Origin of the sequence: Streptomyces pallidus (ex Mingjun et al. 2026) (genome assembly GCF_051550185.1) — a bacterium.
Lineage (GTDB): Bacteria > Actinomycetota > Actinomycetes > Streptomycetales > Streptomycetaceae > Streptomyces.
Window position 1 is genome coordinate 6,397,681 of sequence record NZ_CP196181.1, and the last position, 22,306, is coordinate 6,419,986.

Annotated in this window: 23 protein-coding genes; 12 read left to right on the top strand and 11 right to left on the bottom strand. The window is 74.3% G+C overall.

The features are described 5' to 3' along the window. The first annotated feature begins 114 nt into the window (after nucleotides 1-114). The 3 genes from ACSHWO_RS28455 (at nucleotide 115) to ACSHWO_RS28465 (ending at nucleotide 3,161) form a co-directional block, all read left to right on the top strand. A complete protein-coding gene (locus ACSHWO_RS28455) occupies nucleotides 115-1,704 on the top strand; it encodes an ABC transporter substrate-binding protein (protein ID WP_361097767.1) in 1,590 nt (529 codons plus the stop codon). A gap of 126 nt (nucleotides 1,705-1,830) precedes the next feature. Then, complete coding sequence (locus tag ACSHWO_RS28460) at nucleotides 1,831-2,499, top strand: uracil-DNA glycosylase (protein WP_438319295.1); 669 nt, start codon at nucleotides 1,831-1,833, stop codon at nucleotides 2,497-2,499. A 95-nt stretch (nucleotides 2,500-2,594) separates the two neighbouring features. Continuing rightward, on the top strand, nucleotides 2,595-3,161 hold the full coding sequence (locus tag ACSHWO_RS28465) for a hypothetical protein (RefSeq protein ID WP_438316147.1): 567 nt from the start codon (nucleotides 2,595-2,597) through the stop codon (nucleotides 3,159-3,161). A gap of 71 nt (nucleotides 3,162-3,232) precedes the next feature. Here ACSHWO_RS28465 and ACSHWO_RS28470 read toward each other — a convergent pair whose 3' ends face one another. Together ACSHWO_RS28470 and ACSHWO_RS28475 are read right to left on the bottom strand one after the other, a co-directional pair. Beyond that, a complete protein-coding gene (locus tag ACSHWO_RS28470) occupies nucleotides 3,233-3,778 on the bottom strand; it encodes a hypothetical protein (RefSeq protein ID WP_438316149.1) in 546 nt (181 codons plus the stop codon). 113 nt (nucleotides 3,779-3,891) lie between these two features. Beyond that, nucleotides 3,892-4,416, bottom strand: a complete 525-nt coding sequence (locus ACSHWO_RS28475) for a DinB family protein (RefSeq protein WP_438316152.1) — start codon at nucleotides 4,414-4,416, stop codon at nucleotides 3,892-3,894. Between the two features lie 83 nt (nucleotides 4,417-4,499). On the opposite strand from ACSHWO_RS28475, the gene ACSHWO_RS28480 reads away from it, so the two are divergent. After that, nucleotides 4,500-5,405: a Gfo/Idh/MocA family protein gene (locus tag ACSHWO_RS28480; protein WP_438316155.1), complete on the top strand. Its 906-nt coding sequence runs from the start codon at nucleotides 4,500-4,502 to the stop codon at nucleotides 5,403-5,405. Here ACSHWO_RS28480 and lnt read toward each other — a convergent pair. From lnt to ACSHWO_RS28505, 5 genes are all read right to left on the bottom strand, one after another. Next, entirely contained in the window at nucleotides 5,329-6,972 is a 1,644-nt protein-coding gene (gene lnt / locus ACSHWO_RS28485) for an apolipoprotein N-acyltransferase (RefSeq protein WP_438316158.1), read from the bottom strand. The two genes, ACSHWO_RS28480 and lnt, sit on opposite strands and share 77 nt — an antisense overlap. A 43-nt stretch (nucleotides 6,973-7,015) precedes the next feature. Continuing rightward, on the bottom strand, nucleotides 7,016-7,486 hold the full coding sequence (locus ACSHWO_RS28490; RefSeq protein ID WP_361097750.1) for a nuclear transport factor 2 family protein: 471 nt from the start codon (nucleotides 7,484-7,486) through the stop codon (nucleotides 7,016-7,018). 69 nt (nucleotides 7,487-7,555) lie between these two features. Beyond that, nucleotides 7,556-7,732 carry a hypothetical protein gene (locus ACSHWO_RS28495; RefSeq protein ID WP_360637197.1) on the bottom strand — a complete coding sequence of 59 codons (177 nt, stop codon included), beginning with the start codon at nucleotides 7,730-7,732 and terminating at the stop codon, nucleotides 7,556-7,558. Between the two features lie 123 nt (nucleotides 7,733-7,855). Then, nucleotides 7,856-8,728, bottom strand: a complete 873-nt coding sequence (locus tag ACSHWO_RS28500) for an undecaprenyl-diphosphate phosphatase (RefSeq protein WP_361097747.1) — start codon at nucleotides 8,726-8,728, stop codon at nucleotides 7,856-7,858. Between the two features lie 48 nt (nucleotides 8,729-8,776). Next, nucleotides 8,777-9,502, bottom strand: a complete 726-nt coding sequence (locus ACSHWO_RS28505; RefSeq protein ID WP_438316163.1) for a TVP38/TMEM64 family protein — start codon at nucleotides 9,500-9,502, stop codon at nucleotides 8,777-8,779. A 435-nt stretch (nucleotides 9,503-9,937) separates the two neighbouring features. Here ACSHWO_RS28505 and tuf point away from each other — a divergent pair, with 435 nt between their 5' ends. The 3 genes from tuf (at nucleotide 9,938) to ACSHWO_RS28520 (ending at nucleotide 13,035) form a co-directional block, all read left to right on the top strand. Further along, on the top strand, nucleotides 9,938-11,119 hold the full coding sequence (gene tuf / locus ACSHWO_RS28510; RefSeq protein ID WP_404233434.1) for an elongation factor Tu: 1,182 nt from the start codon (nucleotides 9,938-9,940) through the stop codon (nucleotides 11,117-11,119). Between the two features lie 81 nt (nucleotides 11,120-11,200). Then, complete coding sequence (locus ACSHWO_RS28515; RefSeq protein WP_438316167.1) at nucleotides 11,201-12,061, top strand: patatin-like phospholipase family protein; 861 nt, start codon at nucleotides 11,201-11,203, stop codon at nucleotides 12,059-12,061. Between the two features lie 182 nt (nucleotides 12,062-12,243). Further along, the gene (locus ACSHWO_RS28520; protein WP_438319296.1) at nucleotides 12,244-13,035 is read left to right on the top strand and encodes a spermidine synthase; all 792 of its coding nucleotides are present in this window, start codon (nucleotides 12,244-12,246) and stop codon (nucleotides 13,033-13,035) included. Between the two features lie 78 nt (nucleotides 13,036-13,113). On the opposite strand, the gene ACSHWO_RS28525 is transcribed toward ACSHWO_RS28520, so the two are convergent. After that, complete coding sequence (locus ACSHWO_RS28525) at nucleotides 13,114-14,421, bottom strand: MFS transporter (RefSeq protein ID WP_438316170.1); 1,308 nt, start codon at nucleotides 14,419-14,421, stop codon at nucleotides 13,114-13,116. A 78-nt stretch (nucleotides 14,422-14,499) separates the two neighbouring features. Then, nucleotides 14,500-15,528 (bottom strand): hypothetical protein, encoded by a 1,029-nt coding sequence (locus ACSHWO_RS28530; protein ID WP_438316173.1) that lies wholly within the window; start codon nucleotides 15,526-15,528, stop codon nucleotides 14,500-14,502. A gap of 96 nt (nucleotides 15,529-15,624) precedes the next feature. Here ACSHWO_RS28530 and ACSHWO_RS28535 point away from each other — a divergent pair, with 96 nt between their 5' ends. The 4 genes from ACSHWO_RS28535 to ACSHWO_RS28550 all read left to right on the top strand — a co-directional run bounded on the left by ACSHWO_RS28535 (nucleotide 15,625) and on the right by ACSHWO_RS28550 (nucleotide 19,813). Continuing rightward, nucleotides 15,625-16,077: a DUF4442 domain-containing protein gene (locus tag ACSHWO_RS28535; protein WP_361097729.1), complete on the top strand. Its 453-nt coding sequence runs from the start codon at nucleotides 15,625-15,627 to the stop codon at nucleotides 16,075-16,077. Nucleotides 16,078-16,224: 147 nt separating this feature from the next. Then, nucleotides 16,225-16,437: a DUF2191 domain-containing protein gene (locus tag ACSHWO_RS28540; RefSeq protein ID WP_385845286.1), complete on the top strand. Its 213-nt coding sequence runs from the start codon at nucleotides 16,225-16,227 to the stop codon at nucleotides 16,435-16,437. 127 nt (nucleotides 16,438-16,564) lie between these two features. Beyond that, entirely contained in the window at nucleotides 16,565-19,105 is a 2,541-nt protein-coding gene (locus ACSHWO_RS28545; RefSeq protein WP_438316178.1) for a beta-glucosidase, read from the top strand. A gap of 63 nt (nucleotides 19,106-19,168) precedes the next feature. After that, entirely contained in the window at nucleotides 19,169-19,813 is a 645-nt protein-coding gene (locus ACSHWO_RS28550) for a DedA family protein (protein WP_438316180.1), read from the top strand. A gap of 42 nt (nucleotides 19,814-19,855) precedes the next feature. Here the strand turns inward: ACSHWO_RS28550 and ACSHWO_RS28555 are convergent, their stop codons facing one another. Beyond that, nucleotides 19,856-20,416: a gamma carbonic anhydrase family protein gene (locus ACSHWO_RS28555; RefSeq protein ID WP_438316183.1), complete on the bottom strand. Its 561-nt coding sequence runs from the start codon at nucleotides 20,414-20,416 to the stop codon at nucleotides 19,856-19,858. A gap of 163 nt (nucleotides 20,417-20,579) precedes the next feature. On the opposite strand from ACSHWO_RS28555, the gene ACSHWO_RS28560 reads away from it, so the two are divergent. After that, a complete protein-coding gene (locus ACSHWO_RS28560; protein WP_438316186.1) occupies nucleotides 20,580-21,425 on the top strand; it encodes an acyltransferase in 846 nt (281 codons plus the stop codon). Here the strand turns inward: ACSHWO_RS28560 and ACSHWO_RS28565 are convergent. After that, complete coding sequence (locus ACSHWO_RS28565) at nucleotides 21,422-22,288, bottom strand: EamA family transporter (protein WP_438316189.1); 867 nt, start codon at nucleotides 22,286-22,288, stop codon at nucleotides 21,422-21,424. The genes ACSHWO_RS28560 and ACSHWO_RS28565 overlap by 4 nt on opposite strands. Nucleotides 22,289-22,306: the final 18 nt, after the last annotated feature.

The following is a 22,306-nucleotide window of genomic DNA, read 5'->3' on the forward strand; positions in this document are numbered from 1 at the left end:
AGGCAAATACGTACCGAACGTGCGCGAAATCGGTCAAGTGTCACACCAAACCTACCCATTGGATTTGTGACGCACTGCGCTAGGGTTTGCCGCACCCCTGGCAGATCGAGGAGCGTGCACGTGTCCAACCGGACCAGAAGCCTGCAGATCACTGCGGCCCTTGCGTCCATATCCCTGCTCGCCGGATGCGGCATGCTTTCCGACGACAGCAAAGACGCCGAGAAGAGAATCGTCGTCGGCACGACGAGCGCCCCGAGCACCCTCGATCCGGCCGCCGCGTGGGACGGCTCCTGGGAGCTGTACCGCAACGTCTACCAGACCCTGCTGGCGTTCCCCACGGGCTCGTCCAAGCCCCAGCCGGACGCCGCCCAGAACTGCGAGTTCACCGACGCCGCCAACGAGTCGTACCGCTGCACCCTGCGCAAGGGCCTGAAGTTCTCCAACGGCGAGGCGCTCGACGCCAAGGCCGTCAAGTACTCGATCGACCGGATCCGGACCATCGGCTCCAAGGTCGGCCCGAAGGACCTCTTCGGCAGCCTCGACAAGATCGAGACCCCTGACGCGCAGACCGTCGTCTTCCACCTGAAGACGCCCGACGCGACCTTCCCCTTCGTCCTCGGTTCGCCCGCCGCCTCGCTGGTCGCGCCCAAGGACTACCCGGCCGACAAGGTCCGCGAGGACGGCAAGATCACCGGCTCCGGCCCGTACCTGCTCGACTCGTACAAGGAGGGCAGCGAGGCCGTCCTCGGCAAGAACGCCGGCTACAGCGGCTTCGCGAACCGCCGCAACGACGGCGTCACCATCCGCTACTTCGCCGACGCCACCCAGATGGTCGCCGCGCTGAAGAACAAGGAGATCGACGCCACCTACCGAGGCCTGTCCGCCCCGCAGATCAAGGACCTGCAGTCGCCCGCCGCCCACGCGCAGGGCGTGCAGGTCGTCGAGAACGTCGGCGCCGAGATCCGCTACCTGGTGTTCAACCCCCAGGACCCCAACGTCAACAAGCCGCCGGTGCGCCAGGCGATCGCGCAGGTCATCGACCGCGGGGCGATCGTCTCCAAGGTCTACCAGGGCACCGCCGAGCCGCTGTACTCGATGGTCCCCAAGGGGGTCGTGGGTCACAAGACGCCCTTCTACGACAAGTACGGCCAGTCCGACGTCGCCAAGGCCAAGAAGATCCTCAAGGACGCCGGGATCAACCAGCCGGTCGAGCTGACCTTCTGGTACACCACCGACCGCTACGGCGCCTCCACGGCCGACGAGTTCACCGAGATCAAGCGCCAGCTCGACGAGAGCGGCCTGTTCAAGGTCACCCTGCGCAGCCAGCCCTGGAAGACCTTCCAGGAGGGCTACAAGAGCGGTCAGTACCCGGTCTTCGGCCGAGGCTGGTTCCCCGACTTCCCGGACCCGGACAACTTCATCGCGCCGTTCGTCGGCAAGGAGAACGCGGTCGGTACCCCGTACGAGCCCGCCGAGATCCTCACCGACCTGCTGCCCAAGTCCCGCCGCGAGGGCGACCGCGCCGCCGGGGTCCAGCAGTTCGAGCGCGCGCAGCAGATCTTCGCCGAGGACGTCCGGCTGCTGCCGCTGTGGCAGGGCAAGCTGTACGTCGCCGCGCGCGAGGACATCGCGGGCGGCGAGCGGGCCCTGGACCCGCAGACCGTCTTCCAGATGTGGGAGCTGTACCGCAAGACCAGCTGGTAGCCGCTGCGCCGGGGTCTTCGGACCCCGGCGGGTGAAGCGTTGTCAGTGGGCACCGGTAGGTTCTTGAGCTGTCGCACCACGCAGTTGCGCAGACTTGTACTACCGGAGGTTGTCGCCGTGCCCCAGATGCTGCCCGAGTCCTGGCTCCCCGTCCTCGGCGAGGAGCTGGAACAGCCCTACTTCAAGGAGCTCACCGAGTTCGTCGAGAAGGAGCGGGCGAACGGGCCGGTCTACCCGCCCCGCGAGCAGGTCTTCGCGGCCCTCGAGGCCACCCCCTTCGAGAAGGTGAAGGTCCTGGTCCTCGGCCAGGACCCCTACCACGGCGCCGGCCAGGGCCACGGCCTCTGCTTCTCCGTCCGGCCGGGCGTCAAGACGCCGCCGTCGCTGCGCAACATCTACAAGGAGATGCACGCGGAGCTCGGCATCCCCGTCCCGGACAACGGCTACCTGATGCCGTGGGCGGAGCAGGGCGTCCTGCTGCTCAACGCGGTGCTCACCGTCCGCGAGGGCGAGGCCAACTCGCACAAGGGCAAGGGCTGGGAGAAGTTCACCGACGCGGTGATCCGCGCGGTGGCCGCCCGCCCGGACCCGGCCGTCTTCGTGCTGTGGGGCGCGTACGCGCAGAAGAAGCTTCCGCTGATCGACGAGGAGCGCCACGTGGTCGTCAAGGGCGCCCACCCGTCCCCGCTGTCGGCGAAGAAGTTCTTCGGCTCCCGGCCCTTCACGCAGATCAACGAGGCCGTCGCCGCGCAGGGCCATGCGCCGATCGACTGGCGGATCCCGGACCTGGGCTGAGCCCCGACCGCGCCTCGGCGCCACGGGCGGCAGCTCCGGCTAGCGTCGTCACGATCAGACCGGAGCAGGTCTGGCAGACCCAGCCGGAGGCCGCGGTGACCGAGCAGCAGGAGGCGTCGGAGGACGCCGTCATGACCCGGATCGGCCAGGCGGTCATCCTGCTGCACGCCGGGGACCGCGAGGAGGCCCGCAACCGGCTCCGCGACCTGTGGACCGAGCTCGGCGAGGACGCCGCCGGCCTCCACCGGTGCACCCTCGCGCACTACATGGCCGACGCCCAGGACGACCCCGCCGACGAGCTGGCCTGGGACCTGCGCGCCCTGACCGCCGCCTGCGGGCCGCGGGACGGGCCGCAGCCGGAGCAGGGGGCCGGGCCGGAGCAGGGGGTGGAGCCCGGAGAGGAGCCGGCAGAAGGGCCGGATCCGGCCGTTCGGGTGCTCTATCCCTCCCTCCACCTGAGCCTCGCCGCCGACTACCTGAAGCTGCAGCGCCCCGAAGAGGCGCGGGTCCACCTGGCCCGCGCCTGGGCCGCCGCCGGGGTGCTCCCCGACGACGGCTACGGATACGGCGACGGCGTACGGGCCGCCCTGACGCGCCTGGAACGGCTGCTGGCCGGGAACCCGGGCAGGGAGCCCAGACCGTTCCCGGAGCAGCACCCCTGACGCCCGCCGGACCCGCCGGCAGCGGGGGGCCGCGCGGGGCGGCGGTAGGGACGTGAGGGGGCGTACGGGCGTCAGCCGCCGTGGACTCCCTCGCAGATCCGGGCCTCCGGGCTGTCCGAGGCCCAGCGGCCGTGCCTGCGGCCCATCGCGCACACGTCGGCGGGCCGGACGGGCAGCTTCTCCGCCAGCCCGCGTGCCACCCCGGTCTTCGGGTCCAGCGGATCGGGGCGGTTCGACCTGCTCCCCGATGCCGGCTTCGCGGCCCCGCGCGGCTCGGGGATGTCCGGGACCGGCGGTACGGCCTTCGGGGCCTCCCGGGCGGCCGCTCCGACCGCTGCCGCCGGGGCGACCGGAGCCCGGCCGTGCCCGGCGGCGGTGGCCGCCGGCCGCGCGGACTGCTCCGGCAACGCCTTGAGCGCCTCCAGGGCGGGTGCCTGGACCTCCACCGGGGCCGTCCCCGGCTCGCCGCGCGCCTCGTGCTGCGGCGCGGCGCCCGTGGTTCCGGGAGCGCCCGCCGGCTGCACCGGGGCGGGGGTCACATTCACACAGCCGGACACCGCCGAGACGGCGCAGGCGACGGAGAGCAGCAGCTTCGTCGTGGTTCGGGTTGGGTGCACTCGGGCAACTCTGCTGTGCGAGGACCCCGTTGCGGAAACCCGGAGCCGATATTCACTCCGCACGGGTGACGCCGCGTCCCCCGGACACCCCCACCCCCCGGCCCGGACCGGCGTCAGTCGCCGGTGGCGCCGTCGATCTGCTCGCGCAGGAGATCCGCGTGGCCGTTGTGGCGGGCATACTCCTCGATCATGTGGGTGTAGACCCAGCGCAGGCTGAACTCCTCGCCCCGGTGGTGGCTCTCCGGCTTCGACATCAGCTCCAGCGAACGGCCCGCCGCGGCCTCCCGGGCCAGCTCCACCTCGGTCCGCCACACCCGCTCCGCTTCGGCGAAGGTGTCCTGCGGGGTGAAGTGGAAGTCGCCGTCCCGGTCCTCCCGGGTGCTGTACAGGTCGGGCAGGTCCTCGCCCAGCATGATCTCCCGGAACCAGTACCGCTCCACCTCCGCCATGTGCCGGACGAGGCCCATCAGGCTCAGTTCGGAGGGCGGCAGCGGCATGCGGTGCAGCTCCTCCTCCCCGAGGCCCTCGCACTTCCAGGCGAGGGTGGCGCGGTGGTAGTCCAGCCAGCCCTCCAGCATCGCGCGCTCGTCGGCGGAGGTGGAGGGCTCGGTGCGGTGTGATCCCGAAGTCGTCGTCATGGCCGCCATCCTCGGGCCAACCGGCCGGTCTCCACCAGGGATTAAGCTGCGGGGGTCCACAAGCAAACACCTGGAGGTCCGCGGTGAAGGTCGGCGTCATCGGACTGGGCGACATCGCGCAGAAGGCGTACCTGCCCGTGCTCACGGCCCGGCCCGGCCTGGAGCTGCACCTGCAGACCCGTACCCCCGCCACCCTGGAGCGGGTCGGGGAGGGCCACCACGTCCCGGCGGAGCGCCGCCACACCGACCTCGACGCCCTGCTGGCCCAGGGCCTCGGCGCGGCGTTCGTGCACGCCCCGACCGACGTCCACCCCGAGATCGTCGCCCGGCTGCTCGACGCCGGCGTGCCGACGTACGTGGACAAGCCGCTGGCCTACGAGATCGCCGACTCGCGGCGCCTGGTGGAGCTCGCCGAGGCGCGCCGGGTCCCGCTCGCCGTGGGCTTCAACCGCCGCCACGCGCCCGGCTACGCCCAGTGCGTCGAGCACCCGCGCGACCTGATCGTCCTGCAGAAGAACCGGGTGGGGCTGCCCGAGGACCCGCGGACCCTCGTCCTCGACGACTTCATCCACGTCGTCGACACCCTGCGCTTCCTGCTGCCCGGCGAGGCCGACCACGTCGACGTACGGGCCCGGGTCCGGGACGGGCTGATGGACCAGGTCGTGCTGCAGCTGTCCGGGCCCGGCTTCACCGCGCTCGGGATCATGAACCGGCGGTCCGGGTCGGCGGAGGAGGTCCTGGAGGTGTCCGGGCAGGACAGCAAGCGGCAGGTCGTGAACCTCGCCGAGGTCGTCGACCACCGCGGTCAGCCGACCGTGCGCCGCCGCGGCGACTGGGTGCCCGTGGCCCGCCAGCGCGGCATCGAGCAGGCCGTCGACACCTTCCTGGAGGCCGTCGCGGCCGGGAAGGCGGTCAGCGCCCGGGACGCCCTGCTGACCCACGAGCTGTGCGAGCGGGTGGTGCTGGCCGCTCTGGAGCAGGCCTTCTGAGCCGCAGCGAACGGGTCCCCTCGACGGTGCAGTACACCGCGAGCAGCGCGAGGCCGACACCCACCGGCCAGTCGCCGAAGCGGACGTAGGGCGTCGTGCCGCGGGCGAGCGGGACCTCGTACACCCGGGCCGTGCTCGCCGAGACGGGCAGCGGCGCGCCGATCCGTCCGCCGGCGGGGCCGTAGACGGAGCTGATGCCGGTGAGGGTGGCGTGCACCACCGGGCGGCCGGTCTCCGCGGCGCGCAGCGCGCCGAGCGAGGCGTGCTGGGCCGGGGCCCAGCTGCTCTGGAAGGTGGAGGTGGCCGACTGGGTGACGAGCAGGCCGGCCCCGTCGCGGACGAGGTGGCGGCTCATGTCGGGGAAGGCCGACTCGAAGCAGACCAGCGGGCCGATCCGCATCCCGGCCGGCCCGCCCGGCAGCTCCATCAGCACCGGGGCCGCGCCGCTGCGCCGGTCCTCGCCCGCGGCCCGGCCGACCGAGGTGGCCCAGCCGAGCAGGGACCGGGCCGGGACGTACTCGCCGAACGGGACCAGGCGCATCTTGTCGTACCGGTCGCCCGTCGGACCGCGCGGGCCGACCAGCACCGACCTCTTGAAGATGCCTTCCCCGCCGCCCCCGCCCACGGCCGGGCGCTCCGGCGCGGCTGCGGCCGCGGTCGCCGGGCGCCGGGCCGCCGGCTGCCGGGCGTCGACGTTGACCAGCAGCGGAGCCCCCAGTTCCGCGGACAGTGCGGCCAGCCGCCGGGACAGGTCCGGGCGGGCCGCCAGGTCCGCGCCCACGCTGCTCTCCCCCCACACCACCAGGTCCAGCGGCCTGCCGGCCAGGGTCCGGGTCAGCCGCTCCCCGGCGGCGAAGCGCCGCTCCGCGCTGTCGGGGCCGTCCGCCACCACGCCCGGCTGGACGACGGCCACCCGGAGCAGGCCCGAGGCCTCCGGCCGCGGCAGCCACAGCCACACGGCCCCCGTCAGCACCGCGCACCCCGCGACCCCGGCCAGTGCCGGGACCCGGGCCCGGGGCTCCGTGATCAGCAGCACCACCGCGCAGTTCACCGCCACCACCAGCAGGCTCACCAGCCACACCCCGCCCACCGAGGCGAGTCGCAGTACCGGCGGCACCTGCCACTGGCTCGCCCCCAGCAGCCCCCACGGCCCGCCCAGCCCCTGCCAGGACCGAACCAGCTCCGACAGCAGCCACCCCGCGGGGACGAGCACCAGGGCGGCCGCCGCCCGACCCGGCCCCGGGGTCCCGCCGAGCAACTCGCGCACCAGCAGTGCCCAGGGGATCCAGAGCAGGCCCAGCAGGGCCGCGATCGGCAGCAGGAACACGTGCAGGCTGGGCAGCAGCCAGTGGTGCACGGCCACGATGAACCCGGCGCCGCCCAGCCAGCCCTCCCAGGCCGCCCGTCGCCCGGTCGGCGCCGACCTCAGCAGCAGCATCCAGGGCACGAGGGCGACGTACGCCCACCACCACAGCGCGGGGGCGGGAAAGGCGAGGCACGGCAGCGCGCCCGCGGCGGTCGCCGCGGCCGCACGCCAGTACCGGGTACGCCTCGGGACCTTGACCATGAGCGCCTCCGCTTCCAGTGTGGGACAGGGCCCTCCCGGCCGCTCACGCGGAGACGTGGCGCCACCTCTCGTGCACGGTGACCCGGGCCAGCCGCCAGCCGTCGCGAGGAGTGCGGGCCAGGTCGAAGGTGTAGCGGCCGGCGGCGACGAAGTTGGGGACGGTCACGGGCCCGCCGGCGCCGCTGCCGTCGAGCCTCATGGGGTTGACGAAATCGGCCAGGACCTCGGCCCGGTCGGCGGCCCAGCCGCCGGCGTCGGCCAGCCGGACCAGCCGGTTGACGATCAGGTGCTGGCGCACCGGGAACAGTTGCACGGCCTGCGCGAGCCAGTCCGCCACCTCCTCGGCCGGGCCCTCGATGCCGCCGGCCGAGCTGTAGTCGGCGCGCCCGCCGGGCGCGAAGAGTGCGCGGTACGCCGCCCAGTCGCCGTCGTCCACGGCCCTCGCGTACCCCGTGACCACCTCGTCGATCGCCAGTCGGTCCATGACCGAGGCGAGATCCACACGCTGCGTCATCGGGTCAGTGTGGGGGCGTCGGGCGGCCGCGCCAAGGGGCGTGCGCCTGCCAGTCCGACCGGGCCGCGGTCAGTGGCCGGAATACGGCTCCCGCTGGCGGACCACGACCAGGAACGCGTCGCTGGCCAGGTCCATCACCACCTCGGCGGGCACGCCCTCGCGCATCCGCTGGGCGGCGTACTCCTCGGCGGGCCAGCTTCCCCTCGGGCTCCCCGCCGGGAACCGCTCCAGCACCACTCGTCCCATGGGGTACCCCCTGCTGCTCGGCTTCGGGACTCCGACACTCTTCGGGCACAACGACGCGAAGGCCGCCCGGGAACGTTCCCGGGCGGCCTGGGGTTCACGCAAAGCGGTGAGCGCGGGACCGTCCTAGCCCGCCGACTCGGCGGCGTGGGGGCTCAGCACGCCCATGCTGACGAGGACGAACAGCAGGATGCCGAGCAGGATGCGGTAGATCACGAAGGGCATGAAGCTCTTGGTGGTAATGAAGCGCATGAACCAGGCGATGACGGCGTAGCCGACGGCGAACGCGATGATCGTCGCGAAGATCGTCTGGCCCCAGGAGACGGGACCCTCGCCGATGTGCTTCAGCTCCAGTCCGCCGGAGGCCAGCACGGCCGGGATGGCGAGGAGGAAGGAGTAGCGGGCGGCGGCTTCGCGGGTGAAGCCCATCAGCAGACCACCGGAGATCGTCGCACCGGACCGGGAGACGCCCGGGACCAGCGCCATGGCCTGGCACACACCGAAGATCAGGCCGTCCCTGACGCCCAGCTCGCGCAGGGTCTTGCGCTCGCGGACGGCGCGGTGCCGGCCGCCCTCCTCGTCCCGGGCCGCCAGCCGGTCGGCGGCACCGAGCACGACGCCCATGACGATGAGGGTGGTGGCGGTCAGCCGCAGGTCGCGGAAGGGGCCCTCGATCTGGTCCTTGAACAGCAGGCCCAGCACGCCGATCGGGATCGAGCCGACGATCACCAGCCAGCCCATCTTGGCGTCCTGGTCGGCACGCAGCGACTTCGTGTACAGCGAGCGGAACCAGGTGGAGACGATCTTCGCGATGTCCTTGCGGAAGTAGATCAGCACGGCGGCCTCGGTGCCGATCTGGGTGATCGCGGTGAAGGCCGCGCCCGGGTCCTCCCAGCCGGCGAACGCCGCGGTCAGCCGGAGATGGGCGCTGGAGGAGATCGGGAGGAACTCCGTAAGCCCCTGGACGAGACCGAGGATTAGGGATTCGAACCAGCTCATGTCGGGGTGCGTTCGTCCTTGTGATCGTCGGGAAGTTCGGGTCCGATGCTAGGGCCCGTGGGACGCGGCTCCGACCACAGGGGGCTGCTCGTGCAGCGGTCCCCGGTCCGCGGGTCGCGCCGGGCGCGCGAGCCGGTGCCGCTTGCGCCACCCGACGGCGGCGGCCGCCACCAGGGACGCGGCGATGAACCCGAACGAGAGGAGGAAGGCCGGCGAGCCCGGCGACGAGGCGCTGGCCCCGGCGACGACGTACGCCGCGGTGTTCGGCACGACGCCGATCGCGGTGGCGGCCAGGAACGGCAGCCAGCCGCAACGGGAGACCGCGGCGCAGTAGTTGGCGGCCGCGAACGGCAGCCCGGGGAAGACCCGGACGGCCAGCATCGAGCGGAAGCCGTGCCGGGCCAGCTGGTCGTCGGCCGCGAGCAGCCAGCGCCCCCGCAGCATCGGGCGCAGTGCGTCCTGGCCCATGGCCCGACCCAGGCCGAAGGAGATCCCGGCTCCCAGGACCGAGCCGGCCACCGCGGCGGCCAGGCCGAACGGGACGCCGAACAACGCCCCGGCGGCCAGGTTCAGCAGCGGCCGCGGCACGAGGGCCGCGGTGCCCAGACCGTACGCGCCTGCGAACACCACCGCCGCCGTGCCCACCGGCAGCCCGGGCGGCCACCCCTCCGACAGGATGCGCTGGGGCTCGAACAGCAGCACGCACACGCCGGACGCGAGCAGCAGCACGACGAGCAGCGACAGCCGGGTCCACGGCGCCAGGAGGAGGGACATCCGGGGAGGGTATCCGACGTATGCGGCGCCCTGCCGTAATCCAGGCCTCATGCGGAGGAACGGCCGGCGTCCGCCGCGGCCCCGTGCAGCGCCTCCCGGGGGTGATCGGCCCTCCGGGAAGGGGTTCCGGTCGTCCCCGGAATTCAACGGAAGTTCATCAGTCGGAAATTCGTTCGACGTGGGCGCTGCCGGTGCGGGAGCATCTGCCCCATGTCCCGGTACGCCTTCCCCGCAGCGCCGTCCGCAGTCGCGGACGCGCCGAAGGCTGCCGTCCTGCTCTTCGAGGCACCGGCCTTCGCCGCGGTCGACGGCGCACGAAGCTGACCCTTCCCGGACAGTCCGGCGGACCCCGCAGGGGGAGGGTCGGCCGGCCCCAGGGGTCCTGTGCCGGCTTCGGCCGGCCGCAGCAGCGCCATGTACACGGGAAGGGACATCATGGCCAAGACGGCCTTCGTGCGCACCAAGCCGCACCTCAACATCGGCACCATGGGTCACGTCGACCACGGCAAGACCACCCTCACCGCCGCCATCACCAAGGTCCTCGCCGACCGGGGCGGCGCCTCCTACGTACCCTTCGACCGCATCGACCGGGCGCCGGAGGAGGCCCGGCGCGGCATCACCATCAACCTCGCGCACGTCGAGTACGAGACCGACACCCGGCACTACGCCCACGTCGACATGCCCGGCCACGCCGACTACGTCAAGAACATGGTCACCGGCGCCGCCCAGCTCGACGGCGCGATCCTCGTCGTCTCCGCGCTCGACGGGGTCATGCCGCAAACCGCCGAGCACGTGCTCCTCGCCCGGCAGGTCGGCGTCGACCACATCGTCGTCGCCCTCAACAAGGCCGACGCCGGTGACCCCGAGCTGACCGACCTGGTCGAGCTGGAGGTCCGCGAGCTGCTCACCGCCCACGGCTACGGCGGCGACGGCGCACCGGTCGTACGGGTCTCCGGGCTCGGGGCGCTCGACGGCGACCCGCGCTGGACCGGGGCGATCGAGGCGCTGCTGGACGCGGTGGACACGTACGTCCCGATGCCGGTGCGGTACACGGACGCGCCGTTCCTGCTGCCGGTGGAGAACGTGCTGACCATCACCGGGCGCGGGACCGTCGTCACCGGATCCGTCGAGCGCGGGCGGGTGCGCCCCGGCGACCGGGTCAGCGTCCTCGGCGGCGACGCCGAGCCGGTGGAGACCGTGGTCACCGGCCTGGAGACCTTCGGCAAGCCGATGGAGTCCGCCGAGGCCGGGGACACCGTGGCGCTGCTGCTGCGCGGGGTGCCGCGCGACGGGGTGCGCCGCGGGCAGGTGGTCGCCGCGCCCGGCAGCGTGGAGCCGAGGCGGCGCTTCACCGCGCAGGTGTACGTGCTGTCCGCGCGGGAGGGCGGGCGCACCACCCCGCTGTCGACCGGGTACCGGCCGCAGTTCTACATCCGCACCGCCGACGTGGTCGGTGACGTGGACCTGGGCGCGGCCGCGGTGGCCCGGCCGGGCGACACGGTCGCCATGACCGTCGAGCTCGGCCGGGACGTGCCGCTGGAGGCGGGGCTCGGCTTCGCGATCCGCGAGGGCGGGCGCACGGTCGGCGCGGGGACGGTGACGACGGTCCTGGACTGAGGCGCCCCGGCCTGGTGGCGGCGGTCCCCGTACGCCAGACTGCCGTCACCACACGGCGTGACACGAGGAGGCGCGGACGGCATGGGCGGCACGGGCGGCGCAGGCACGGCACTGGTGCTCGGCGGCGGAGGGCTGACCGGAATCGGCTGGGAGTCCGGGATCCTGTACGGGCTCGCGCAGGCGGGCGTGGACCTGTTCGGCGCCGACCTGGTCGTCGGCACCTCCGCGGGCTCGCTCGTCGGCGCCCAACTGGCCTCCGGCCGGCTCACTCCGCGCGAGCTGTACGAGCGCCAGCTCGCCGACCCCGCGGGCGAGCCCGTGGCCCGGTTCGGCGGCGGGCTCGTCGCCCGGTACGCGCTGGCGATGCTCCGCTCGCGCGACGGAGCCGCCTACCGCAGGCGCGTCGGGGGGATGGCGCTGGCCGCCGACACGGGCGAGGAGGCGGAGCGGCGCAAGGTCATCGCGGCCCGGCTGGTCTCGCACGAATGGCCCGCCGGGCGGCGGCTCGTGGTCACCGCGGTCGACGCGCTCAGCGGCGAACTCGCCGCCTTCGACCGGGACAGCGGCACCGGCCTGGTGGACGCCGTCTCGGCGAGCTGCGCGGTGCCCGGGGTGTGGCCGCCGGTGACGGTGGGGGAGCGCCGCTACATCGACGGGGGGATGCGCTCCGCGGCCAACGCGGACCTCGCCGCCGGCTGCGACCGGGTGGTCGTCCTCGCCCCGATGACCCTCGGCTCCGGGCACGTCCCCGCGCCGGCCGCCCAGGCGGCGCGGCTGCGGGAGGCGGGCGCCCGGGTGCTGCTGATCACCCCGTCCGCCGAGGCCCGCAAGGCCTTCGGGCGCAACGTCCTGGACCCGGCACGACGGGCCCCGGCGGCCCGGGCCGGTCTCGCCCAGGCCGTGCGGCACGCCGCCGAGGCCGCCGCGGTGTGGGCGGGCTGACGGCGCCTACGGAGGCCTGGGGCCGGCGGCCCGCGCCAGGGCGGGCGCGGGAACGCCGACCCGCGTGCGGGCTGCCGTACGGGCCCTCGTACGGGCGGGCCGTGCGGCTGCCGGACAATGGTGCGGTGAGCGAGGAACAGATCCCGGTGATCCGGGCCGTGGGCCAGGGCACCGCCAAGCTGATGCCGGACGTGGACCGGGACCGGGCCTGGCTGCTGACCGTCGACGGGGCCCCGCAGTCGTACGTGGACCTCGACGACCCGGAGCACCTGGAGTTCGAGTACGCACGCCGCCTCGCCCACGTCCTGGACTGCGCCGCGGAGCCCCGCGCCGCCCTGGACCTGCTGCACCTCGGCGGCGGCGCGCTGATGCTGCCCCGGTACGCGGCGGCGACCCGGACGGGCTCCCGGCAGACCGTCGTGGAGTTCGACGCGGCCCTCGTGGGCCTGGTCGAGGAGCACCTGCCGCTCCCGGCCGGGTCCGGGATCACGGTGCACGCGGCGGACGCACGGGCCTGGCTGGAGGGCGCGGCCCCGGCGGGCGCTGACGTGATCGTGGCTGACGTGTTCGGCGGCTCGCGGGTGCCGGCCGCGCTGACCTCCCTGGAGTACGCGCGGGAGGCGGCGCGGGTCCTGCGACCGGGCGGGCTCTACGCGGCGAACCTGGCCGACGGGGCGCCGTTCGACTTCCTCCGCGGCCAGCTCGCCACCTTCCGCGCCGTGTTCGGGCAGGTCGCCCTCGTCGCGGAGCCGGGTGTGCTGCGCGGGCGCCGCTTCGGCAACGCCGTGCTGCTCGCCGGGGACCGGGAGCTGCCGGTCGGGGCCCTGGCCCGGCGGTGCGCGGCGGACGCCTTCCCCGCGCGGGTGGTGGTCGGCCCAGAGCTGGACCGGTTCGTGGGCCGGGCGGCACCGGTGGTCGACGCCGAAGCCGCGGGCTCCCCCGAGCCGCCCGACGGGGCGTTCGGCATCGGCTGAGTCCGCCCGACGGGGGCGCAGCGGCCGAGGCCGCCCGCGCGGGCCCGACGTCCCTGCCGCCGCCCGGCCGTGCCGGCCTCAGTGCTCCGCGGGGCAGGCTCCCGCAGCCGGGGCCGCTGCCGGGACCCCGGCCGAGCCGGTCTTCGCGGACCCGGGCCCGCGCGTGAGCCGGCGGACGTCCGGAACGGCGAGGACCGCGGCCGTGACCGCCACGACCAGCGTGGCGCACCCCCACAGCGCGGCGGTACGGCCGAAGGCCGACTCGACCGGCCCCGCCACGGCGGTGGCCAGCGGCAGCAGCGACACCGAGCCGAACCAGTCATAGGCGGAGACCCGGGAGAACTTCTCCGGCGGGATCTCCTGGTGCAGGGCCGTCATCCAGTTCACACCGAACACCTCGACGGCCGTGCCGCTCACGAACATCACCGCGCACAGGGCCCACACGGGCAGCGGCACCGCCAGCCCCGCCGACGGCAGCGCGAGCGGGAACACGCACAGGGTGCCCACCAGCAGCAGCCGGCGCGGCTTCCACAGCATCATCACCACGGCGCCGGCGATGGTGCCGACCCCGAAGAGGGAGAGGGCCAGGCCCCAGGGGGCGGGCCCGCCCAGCCGGTCGCGGGCCACGAGCGGTCCGTACACGGCGTCCGCCGCACCGACGACGGCGACGACCACCGAGAACTGGAGCACGATCCCCCACAGCCAGGGGCGGGTACGGACCTCCACCCAGCCCTCGCGCAGATCGGCCAGCAGGCCGCCGCTCGGCGCCGGAGCCGCGACGCGGCTCACGTCCAGGGCGGCGCGCAGCGCTCCGGCCAGGGCGAACGCTGCCGCGTCCACGGCCAGCACCCAGCCGGGCCCGAAGGCGGCGATCAGCGCGCCACCGAGGGCGGCTCCGCCGATGCCGGCGCCGTTCACGGCCATCCGGAAGAGGGCGAAGGCGCGGTTGGCGTGCCCGGCGGAGACGCTGGCGAACAGCATGCCCTCGGCGGCCGGGTTGAAGAAGGCCGTGCCGGTGCCGCAGAGCGCGGTGAGCAGCATCATCTGCCACAGCTGCGGGTCCCCGGCGAGGACGAGGACGGCGAAGGCGGCCTGCGACAGGCAGTTGAGGGCGTTGGCCGCGACCATCACGCGGTGGCGCGGCAGCCGGTCGGCGACCGCGCCGCCGATCAGCAGGAAGAGGACCAGCGGCAGGGTGCGGGCCGCCGCCACCAGGCCGACGTCCCCGGCCGAGCCGCCCGCCTCCAGGACGGCGAACGCCGAGGCGATGAGCGCCCCCTGGCTGCCGAGGTTGGTGATGACGGCGGCGGCCGTGAGCAGCGCGTAGTTGCGCCCGGCCCAGTCGGGCCGGCGGCGGGGGACGGGGAGGGCGGCACGGGAACTCACCCCCGGACTATCCCCGGCCCGGGCCGGGTAATCCAAACGGATTACCCGGCGGCCTTCCGGCCGGGGCCGGCGGACCGGCTACTGCTTGGGCAGCAGCCGGATGGAGCTGAGCATCTTCTCGTAGACGTCGGCGGCGACCTCGTCCTTGACGCCCGCCGCGCCGACCATCACGAAGCTGGCGAAGTCGCCCTCACCGTTCTTGAAGGCGAACCCGACCGCCTTGCCGTCGGAGGAGCACTTGTGCTCCTTCTTCACGTTGGGAGCGGTGGCGATCACCATGTGGCCCTTGAGGCCGGAGGCCGTCGTGTACTCCTTGGGGTCGGTCACCTTGACCGTTCCCTTGGGCTCCTGCTGGGCGTAGGCGGCCCAGACCCAGGTGCCCGTGTTGTCGGTCGCCACCTGCTGGGTGTCCTTGGCTCCCTGGGCGCCCTTGATGCCCGTGTCCGCGAGCGAGAACTTCTCCAGCCTGCCGTCCTTGTCCTTGTCGATCGTGCACCACTCCTCCTTGAGGGTCGCGGTGCCGGACATGGTGATGACGGGCTTGCCGTCCTTCTCGTCGGCGATCGAGATGGACACGCCGGCGTTGTTCACGTTCCAGTCGGCGGGCACGTCGTAGGCGGCGCTGTACTTCGTGTTGACCACGGTCTTCCAGCCGGGGATGACCGGCTTGACCTCTCCGCCCGCGCGCGGGTTGTCGGTCGGGGAGGCCGGGGCCGGGGGCGTCTGCGGTGCCGAGGAGGCGGCGGCGGGCTTGTTGTTCTGTTCCTCGCCCTTGTCGTCCCGGGTGAGGACGAAGGCGCCGGTCGCCGCCGCGGCCACGACCACCGCGGACACGGCGACGATGGCCACCGTCTTGGTGGAGAGCCCGCCGCCCCCGCCGCCGCTCGGCGGGGCCGGAACGGCCTGCTGGGGCTGGGTCCACGGCTGGGCCGGCGCCTGGTAGCCCGCCTGCGGGTACCCGTAACCCGGCTGCTGCTGGTACGGGTTGGGCTGTCCCGGCTGTCCCGGCTGTCCCGGCTGTCCCGGCGGCTGCTGCTGGTACGGATTGTGTTGCGCGTCCTGAGGGTTCTGCTGTCCCCCGGGCGGCTGCTGCTGTCCTGGCCACATGGCCGGTAACGATAGTGGGAGTGGCTGACAGGAGCCACGGCCGCCCCCGCGCCAGGTCTGGTCAAGGGCATCTACTCGTGGGTAACATCGCCTGCCATGAGCGCAGACCAGATGAACGTGGGCGAACTGCTCGCCGCGACCGTGCCGATGGCCCGGACCCTGAACCTCGAGTTCCTGGAGACCACCCCCGAGCGCGCGGTCGTCCGCCTGCCCGACCAGCCGGACTACCACAACCACGTGGGCGGTCCGCACGCCGGCGCCATGTTCACCCTCGCCGAGTCCGCCAGCGGCGCCATCGTCCTGGCCGCCTTCGGCGACCAGCTCTCGCGCGCCGTGCCGCTCGCCGTGAAGGCCGAGATCGCCTACAAGAAGCTCGCCAAGGGCGTGGTCACGGCCACCGCCACGCTCGGCCGACCGGCCGCCGAGATCGTCGCCGAGCTCGATGCGGGCGGCCGCCCGGAGTTCCCGGTCACCATCGCCATCCAGCGCGACGACGAGGCCGTGACCGGCGAAATGACCGTCGTGTGGACCCTGCGCCCCAACGCATGACCACACGTTCCCCGGGGGAAGAGTGGGGCCGCGCCGTACCCGGCGCGGCCCCACCCGCGTTTCAGGGCGCCCCCGCGCGGCCAGAACCCGTGCGTACGCCGCGACGACGACCGTGACCGCGGCGGCCGACGCACAAGGGGAGGGCCCATGGCCGGCGGCCGTGCCAGAGTCGACATCAGCCTCGACGCCGAACTCGTGGTCGAGGTGATGCTCCTCGCCGGGGTCGGCTCGCCGCAGGACGCGGTGGAGGCCGTCGTACGCGACTACATCGCCCGCGGGCACCGCACCGAGGCGCGGATCCAGTCGCAGGAGGGCGCCCGGCAGGCCGCCGACACCGTCGAGCAGCCGCCGCAGGGCTGAACCTGCCCGCCGCGGTGGCGCGTCCCCGGGCCAGCGAGCCCGCACGGGGGCACAGTGGGGGCCGGGAGCGGTCCGGCGCGGGCCGCTCCCGCCGACCGGAGCCGCAGGGAGTGTCATGACCGAGGCCGTGTCCAGACGTTCCGCGCTCCGGCTGATCGGCGCGGTCGGCGCGGCCCTCGGCGCGGCGGGCTGCACCCCCGCGGTACCGCCCGGCGGCAGCGCCCGTACCGCCCCCGCCGGCGCAGCCGGCCCGCCCGGCCCGGCCTCCGGAGCCGCCCGCGCCGCAGGCCCCGCCCGGCCCGGCAGCGCCGCCCGCGTGGAAGCCCTCCTCGACCGGCTGACCCTGGAGGAGAAGACCGCCCTCCTGCACGGCGCCCCCGACCCGGCCGCGCTCGGCCAGACCGGCTACCTCCCCGGCGTACCGCGCCTCGGCATCCCGCCGCTGCGGCTCGCCGACGGCCCGGCCGGCGTACGGGTGGCCCGCCCGGCCACCGCGCTGCCCGCGCCGGTCATGCTGGCCTCCGCCTTCGACCCCGCGCTGGCCCGCGAGTACGGCAGGACCCTCGGCAGGGAGGCCCGCGCCCTCGGCCAGGACGTCCTCCTCGCACCCCTGGCCAACCTGATCCGCACCCCGTACGCCGGCCGGAACTTCGAGGCCTTCTCCGAGGACCCGCGGCTGACGGCGGACCTGGTCGCGGAGGTCGTCCGCGGCATCCAGGATGAGGGCGCCGTGGCCGCCGTCAAGCACTTCGCCCCCGGCAACCAGGAGCACGGCCGCGAGACCGTCGACGTCATCGCCGCCGAGCGCACCCTCCACGAAACGGAACTGCGCGGCTTCGAAGCGGCCGTGACCGCCGGAGCGGGCGCCGTGATGGGCGCCCACCACAAGGTCAACGGCACCCACGCCGGCCAGAGCCGGCCGCTGCTCGACGAACTGCTGCGCGGGCACTGGGGTTTCGACGGCTGGGTGGTGTCCGCCCCGGACGCCGCGCACAGCACGCTCGCCGCCCTCGGGGCGGGGCTCGACATGGAACTGCCCGACGGCACCCGCTTCGGCGCCCCGCTGCAAGAGGCGGTGCGCGCCGGCACCGTCCCCGAGGAAGCCGTCGACCAGGCCGTACGCCGGATCCTGGCCACCATGGACCGGTTCGGGCTGCTCGACGCCGAGCGCCCTCCCCGCCCCGCCCGCGACCCGGGCGCCGGGGCGCGGACCGCCCGCCGGGTCGCCACGGCCGGAGCGGTGCTGCTCCGCAACGAGCGCGACACCCTGCCGCTGGCCGGGGCGGCCGCCCGCTCCATCGCCGTGATCGGGCCCACCGCCCTGGTGCCCTTCGTCAGTGGCGGCGGCAGCGGCCACGTGGTCCCCGACCGGGCGGCCGCCCCGCTCACCGCCATCAGACGCCGCGCCGGGAGCGGGGCCACCGTGCGCCACGCCCTCGGCGAGGACCTGTACGGCCGGCCGCTGCCGGCGGACCTGCTGGTCCCGGCCGCGGACCTGGACGACCGGAGCGTGCCCGCCGGGCGGACCTGGAGCCACGAGGCGGAGTTCACCCTCGCCGAGGACGACGAATGGACGCTGCTCGTCCACCACACCGGCACCCCGCCGGGCGTGCGCCTCGACGGCGAGGAACTGTTCCCCGTGCGGCAGGGCGCGGCGGAGTCCGCCACGGGCGGACTGCTCGGCTCCGCCCCCGACGGGCTCGCCGTCCGCCGCCGCACCCTCGCCCTCAAGGCCGGCCCCCACCGGCTCGCCGTCTTCGCGGAGGGCGGGGCGAAGGGCGGCCGGTTCCGGCTGCGCCACACCACGGGGGCGACCCGGGCAGCGGACGTCGCCGATGCCGTCGAGGCGGCCAAGGCCGCCCGCAGCGTGGTCCTCTTCGCGTACGAGGACGCCGGCGAGGGCAGTGACCGCAGTTCGCTGGGGCTTCCCGGCGGCCAGACCCGACTCGTCGAGGCCGTCGCCCGGGCCAACCCCCGTACGGCGGTGGTGCTCAACACGCCCTCCAGCACCACCATGCCCTGGCTCGCCCGCACCGGGGCCGTCCTGCAGATGTACTACCCCGGCCAGGAGGGGGCCGCGGCCACGGCCGCCGTCCTGTTCGGGGACACCGACCCGGGCGGGCGGCTCACCCAGACCTTCCCGGCCGACGAGAAGCGGACCCCCTTCGGCGGGGACCCGCTGCGCTACCCCGGGGTGGGCGGCCGGCAGGAGTTCTCCGAGGGCGTTCTCGCCGGGCACCGCTGGTACGACGCACAGCGCGTGGAGCCGCTGTTCGTGTTCGGGCACGGGCTCTCGTACACGAGCTGGGAGTACCGGGACCTGGTGGTGCGGCCGGAGCGCGGCGGGCTGCGCGCGGAGTTCACCCTCCGCAACACCGGCCGCAGGAAGGGGACCGAGGTGGCCCAGGTGTACGTGGGCCCCTCCGCGGAGCTCGGGTTCGACCAGCCGGTGCGGGCGCTGGCCGGCTACCGGCGGGTCACCCTGGCGCCGGGCGAGGCCCGCCGGGTCACCGTCGACGTCGACATCCGGGCGCTGTCGTCGTGGGACCCGCAGCGGCGGGCCTGGGCGCAGGGGACGGGCCGGCGCGAGGTGTTCGCGGGCCGCTCCTCCCGGGACCTGCCGCTGCGCGGCGAGGCTGTCGTCGAGGCCGCCGCCGGGAGCAGATAGGCTGCCCGTTCGGCGTGTCACGCGGGACGCGCCGGGACACCGGACGAATCGGAGGGCGCACCGGTGCACATCCAGGAATGGCTGGAGCACATTCCGGCGGTCAGCATCTATCTCCTGGTGGGCCTGGTCATCGGGCTCGAGAGCCTCGGCATCCCGCTGCCGGGCGAGATCATCCTGGTCAGCTCGGCCCTGCTGGCCTCCCAGCACGGGGACATCGACCCGGTGGTCCTCGGGATCTGCGCGACGACCGGCGCGATCGTGGGCGACTCGATCGGCTACGCGATCGGCCGCCGCGGCGGGAAGCCGCTGCTGGAGAGGCTGGGGCGGCGCTTCCCCAAGCACTTCGGACCGGCGCAGGTGGCCCAGGCCGAGCACGCCTTCGAGCGGTGGGGCATGTGGGCGGTGTTCTTCGGGCGGTTCGTGGCGCTGCTGCGGATCTTCGCAGGGCCGCTGGCGGGCGTGCTCCACATGCCGTACTGGAAGTTCCTCATCGCCAACGTCTTCGGCGGCATCCTCTGGGCGGGCGGCACCACGGCCGTCATCTACTCCATCGGCATCGTCGCGGAGCCCTGGCTGAAGGGCTTCTCGTGGGTGGCCCTGGTGCTGGCCCTGGTGATCGGCGTCACCGTGATGCTGGTGATGCGCAGCCGGATGAAGAAGGCCGCCGCCGGCGACTCCGCGGCCGCGCCGGTGCCCGCCGAGCACTGAGCTGCGTACGGCGGCCACCGGGACGGACGGCGTACGGGAGGGCTACTCGCCCCGGGTGACCGCGGCGCGGTGCTGCTCCGCCAGCTCCCGGTACATCGCGGCGTTGAGCTTGATGCCCTCGCGCTCCTCCTCGGTCAGCGGGCGCCGCACCTTGGCCGGCACACCGGCGACCAGCGAGCCGGGCGGGACCACCATGCCCTGCGGCACCAGTGCCTGCGCGGCCACCAGCGAGCCGGCGCCGATCACCGCGCCGTTGAGGACGGTCGCGCCCATGCCGATCAGGCAGTCGTCCTCCACCGTGCAGCCGTGCACCACGGCGTTGTGGCCGACGGAGACGCGCTCGCCGACGGAGACCGGGAACCCGGGGTCCACGTGCAGGGTGCAGTTGTCCTGCACGTTGCTGTCGGCGCCGAGCGCGATCGGCCCGCAGTCGGCGCGCAGCACCGCCGAGTACCAGATGCTGGCGCCCGGGGCGAGGGTGACGTCGCCGACCACCACGGAGGTCGGCGCCGTGAAGGCGGTCGGGTCGATCCGGGGGGTCTTGCCACCCACGCCCGCGACGAGTGCCCGGCCGGCGCTGCCGAGGTCCGCGTGTTCCGTCATGTTCTTCTTCCTCAGTCCTGTGTCCGCCGGGTCTGGTGTGCCTGGTGTACCCGGTGTGGCTGACGTGTCGCGCTACCCGCACCGTAGGGCACGCCGCGCGCGTGCCGGCGATGGGGTGAAGATCACGGCGCGGTCCTGGCACCCGGCGCGTTAACGTGGCCCGGTGCCGAAGAACCAGAACACGTTCTCATCCCTGACCACCCTGCGCCGCCGCGTCGCGGGCCGGATCGCCCACGGCGTCTGGCGCTGGATGCAGCAGGCCGGTGCGGTCACCGCCCGGACCACCGGCGGGCTGCGCTTCGGCACGATCGGGGAGGGCACCCGCCTCGCCTTCCCCCAGGGCACCGTCTTCGGTGAGCCGTGGATCCACCTCGGCGAGTGCTGCATCATCGCGGAGCAGGTCACCCTGACGGCCGGCATGCTGCCGGGCCTCGACCTCGGCACCGAGCCCGTGCTGGTCATCGGCAACGGCGTGGTCCTCGGCCGGGACTCCCACGTCATCGCCGACGCCCCCATCACCATCGGCAACGACACCTTCTGCGGGCCTGGGGTGTACATCACCTCCACCAACCACAGCTACGACGACCCCCACGAGCCGATCGGCCGGCAGTGGCCGCGCAGCGAACCGGTGGAGATAGGACCCGGCTGCTGGCTCGGCACGGGCGCGGTGATCCTCCCGGGGGCGCGGCTCGGCCGCAACGTGGTGGTGGCCGCCGGTTCCGTGGTGCGCGGCGAGGTGCCCGACCACGCGGTGGTGGCCGGAGCCCCGGCGCGCATCGTCCGCCGGTGGACCCAGGAGGCGGGCTGGCAGCCACCGCTGCGCACCCCCGCCCCGGTGCCGATCCCGGACGGGATGACCTCGGGCCAGCTCCGGGCCCTGGCGGAGCTCGCGGAAGTGGAGCAGCGGGCTGCCGGGGCGGAGGAGGACGCGGCCGTGCTGGCGCGGGAGCAGGAGCCCGGGCAGGCGACGGCCGTCGCGGGCGGCGGGTCCGGCGGGCCGCAGCACTAGCCGGCTGCCAGCAGAACCGTTCCGGCGAGGGCCAGTCCGGCGCCGGCCGCCTGGACCGCGCGCAGCCGCTCGCGCAGCACGGCGAAGGCGGCGAGGGCGGTGATCACCGGGTAGAGCGAGGAGAGCACGGCGGCGACGGTGACCGGGCCGTTCTGCGCGGCCACGGAGTAGGTGCCGTTCGCCGCGACGTCGGCGAGCCCGACGAAGCCCAGCGCCGGCAGCAGCCGCCACAGGGTCCGCAGACCCGTGCCCTCGGGCAGGGCGGGCGCGCCGCGCCGGCTCCGCACCCACAGGACGCCGCCGCCCGCGACCACATTCGTCACGCGCTGGACGAACAGGGCGAGGAACAGCCCGGTCACCGAGTCGGAGGCGTGCGAGATCAGCGCCATCACCGCGCCGAAGCCGAAGGCCGCCGTCAGGGTCAGGACCACCGCCTGGCGCTGTACGGGCGCCCCGCGCAGCTCCGGTCCGCCCGCGAGGACGATGCCGACGACGGCGATCGCGATCCCGGTGACCTGGCCGAGCCCGGGCTGCTCGCCCATCGCGAGCCCGACCGCGACGGGCACGACGACGCCGAGCGAGCCCAGCGGCGAGACCACGCCCATCGGTCCGAGCGCCAGCGCCTTGTAGAAGCTGAACATGGCGACGGGGCCGACCAGGCCCGCGGCGACCGCGAACCACAGTTGCGGCCCGGCCTCCTGCCAGGCCGAGGTGGCGACCACGACCGAGCCGAGCGCCAGGACGGCGAGCACCTGCGAGGCCACGACCACGGTCAGGGCCGGCAACCGGCGGGTCAGCAGTCCGCCGCCGAAGTCCGCGAGGCCCCAGAGCAGGGCCGTGGCCAGGGCGAAGAGGGGGGTCATGCGGGGGCCTCGCAGTAC

Bases quoted from the DNA above. Each gene is read 5' to 3' on its own strand.
- ACSHWO_RS28535 (WP_361097729.1), top strand. From the start codon at position 15,625: ATGAGCGCAGACCAGATGAACGTGGGCGAACTGCTCGCCGCGACCGTG.
- ACSHWO_RS28555 (WP_438316183.1), bottom strand. From the start codon at position 20,416: ATGACGGAACACGCGGACCTCGGCAGCGCCGGCCGGGCACTCGTCGCG.
- ACSHWO_RS28490 (WP_361097750.1), bottom strand. From the start codon at position 7,486: ATGACGCAGCGTGTGGATCTCGCCTCGGTCATGGACCGACTGGCGATC.
- ACSHWO_RS28530 (WP_438316173.1), bottom strand. From the start codon at position 15,528: ATGTGGCCAGGACAGCAGCAGCCGCCCGGGGGACAGCAGAACCCTCAG.
- ACSHWO_RS28540 (WP_385845286.1), top strand. From the start codon at position 16,225: ATGGCCGGCGGCCGTGCCAGAGTCGACATCAGCCTCGACGCCGAACTC.
- ACSHWO_RS28475 (WP_438316152.1), bottom strand. From the start codon at position 4,416: ATGACGACGACTTCGGGATCACACCGCACCGAGCCCTCCACCTCCGCC.
- ACSHWO_RS28520 (WP_438319296.1), top strand. From the start codon at position 12,244: ATGCCGGACGTGGACCGGGACCGGGCCTGGCTGCTGACCGTCGACGGG.
- ACSHWO_RS28565 (WP_438316189.1), bottom strand. From the start codon at position 22,288: ATGACCCCCCTCTTCGCCCTGGCCACGGCCCTGCTCTGGGGCCTCGCG.
- ACSHWO_RS28515 (WP_438316167.1), top strand. From the start codon at position 11,201: ATGGGCGGCACGGGCGGCGCAGGCACGGCACTGGTGCTCGGCGGCGGA.
- tuf (WP_404233434.1), top strand. From the start codon at position 9,938: ATGGCCAAGACGGCCTTCGTGCGCACCAAGCCGCACCTCAACATCGGC.
- ACSHWO_RS28495 (WP_360637197.1), bottom strand. From the start codon at position 7,732: ATGGGACGAGTGGTGCTGGAGCGGTTCCCGGCGGGGAGCCCGAGGGGA.
- ACSHWO_RS28500 (WP_361097747.1), bottom strand. From the start codon at position 8,728: ATGAGCTGGTTCGAATCCCTAATCCTCGGTCTCGTCCAGGGGCTTACG.
- lnt (WP_438316158.1), bottom strand. From the start codon at position 6,972: ATGGTCAAGGTCCCGAGGCGTACCCGGTACTGGCGTGCGGCCGCGGCG.
- ACSHWO_RS28505 (WP_438316163.1), bottom strand. From the start codon at position 9,502: ATGTCCCTCCTCCTGGCGCCGTGGACCCGGCTGTCGCTGCTCGTCGTG.
- ACSHWO_RS28460 (WP_438319295.1), top strand. From the start codon at position 1,831: ATGCTGCCCGAGTCCTGGCTCCCCGTCCTCGGCGAGGAGCTGGAACAG.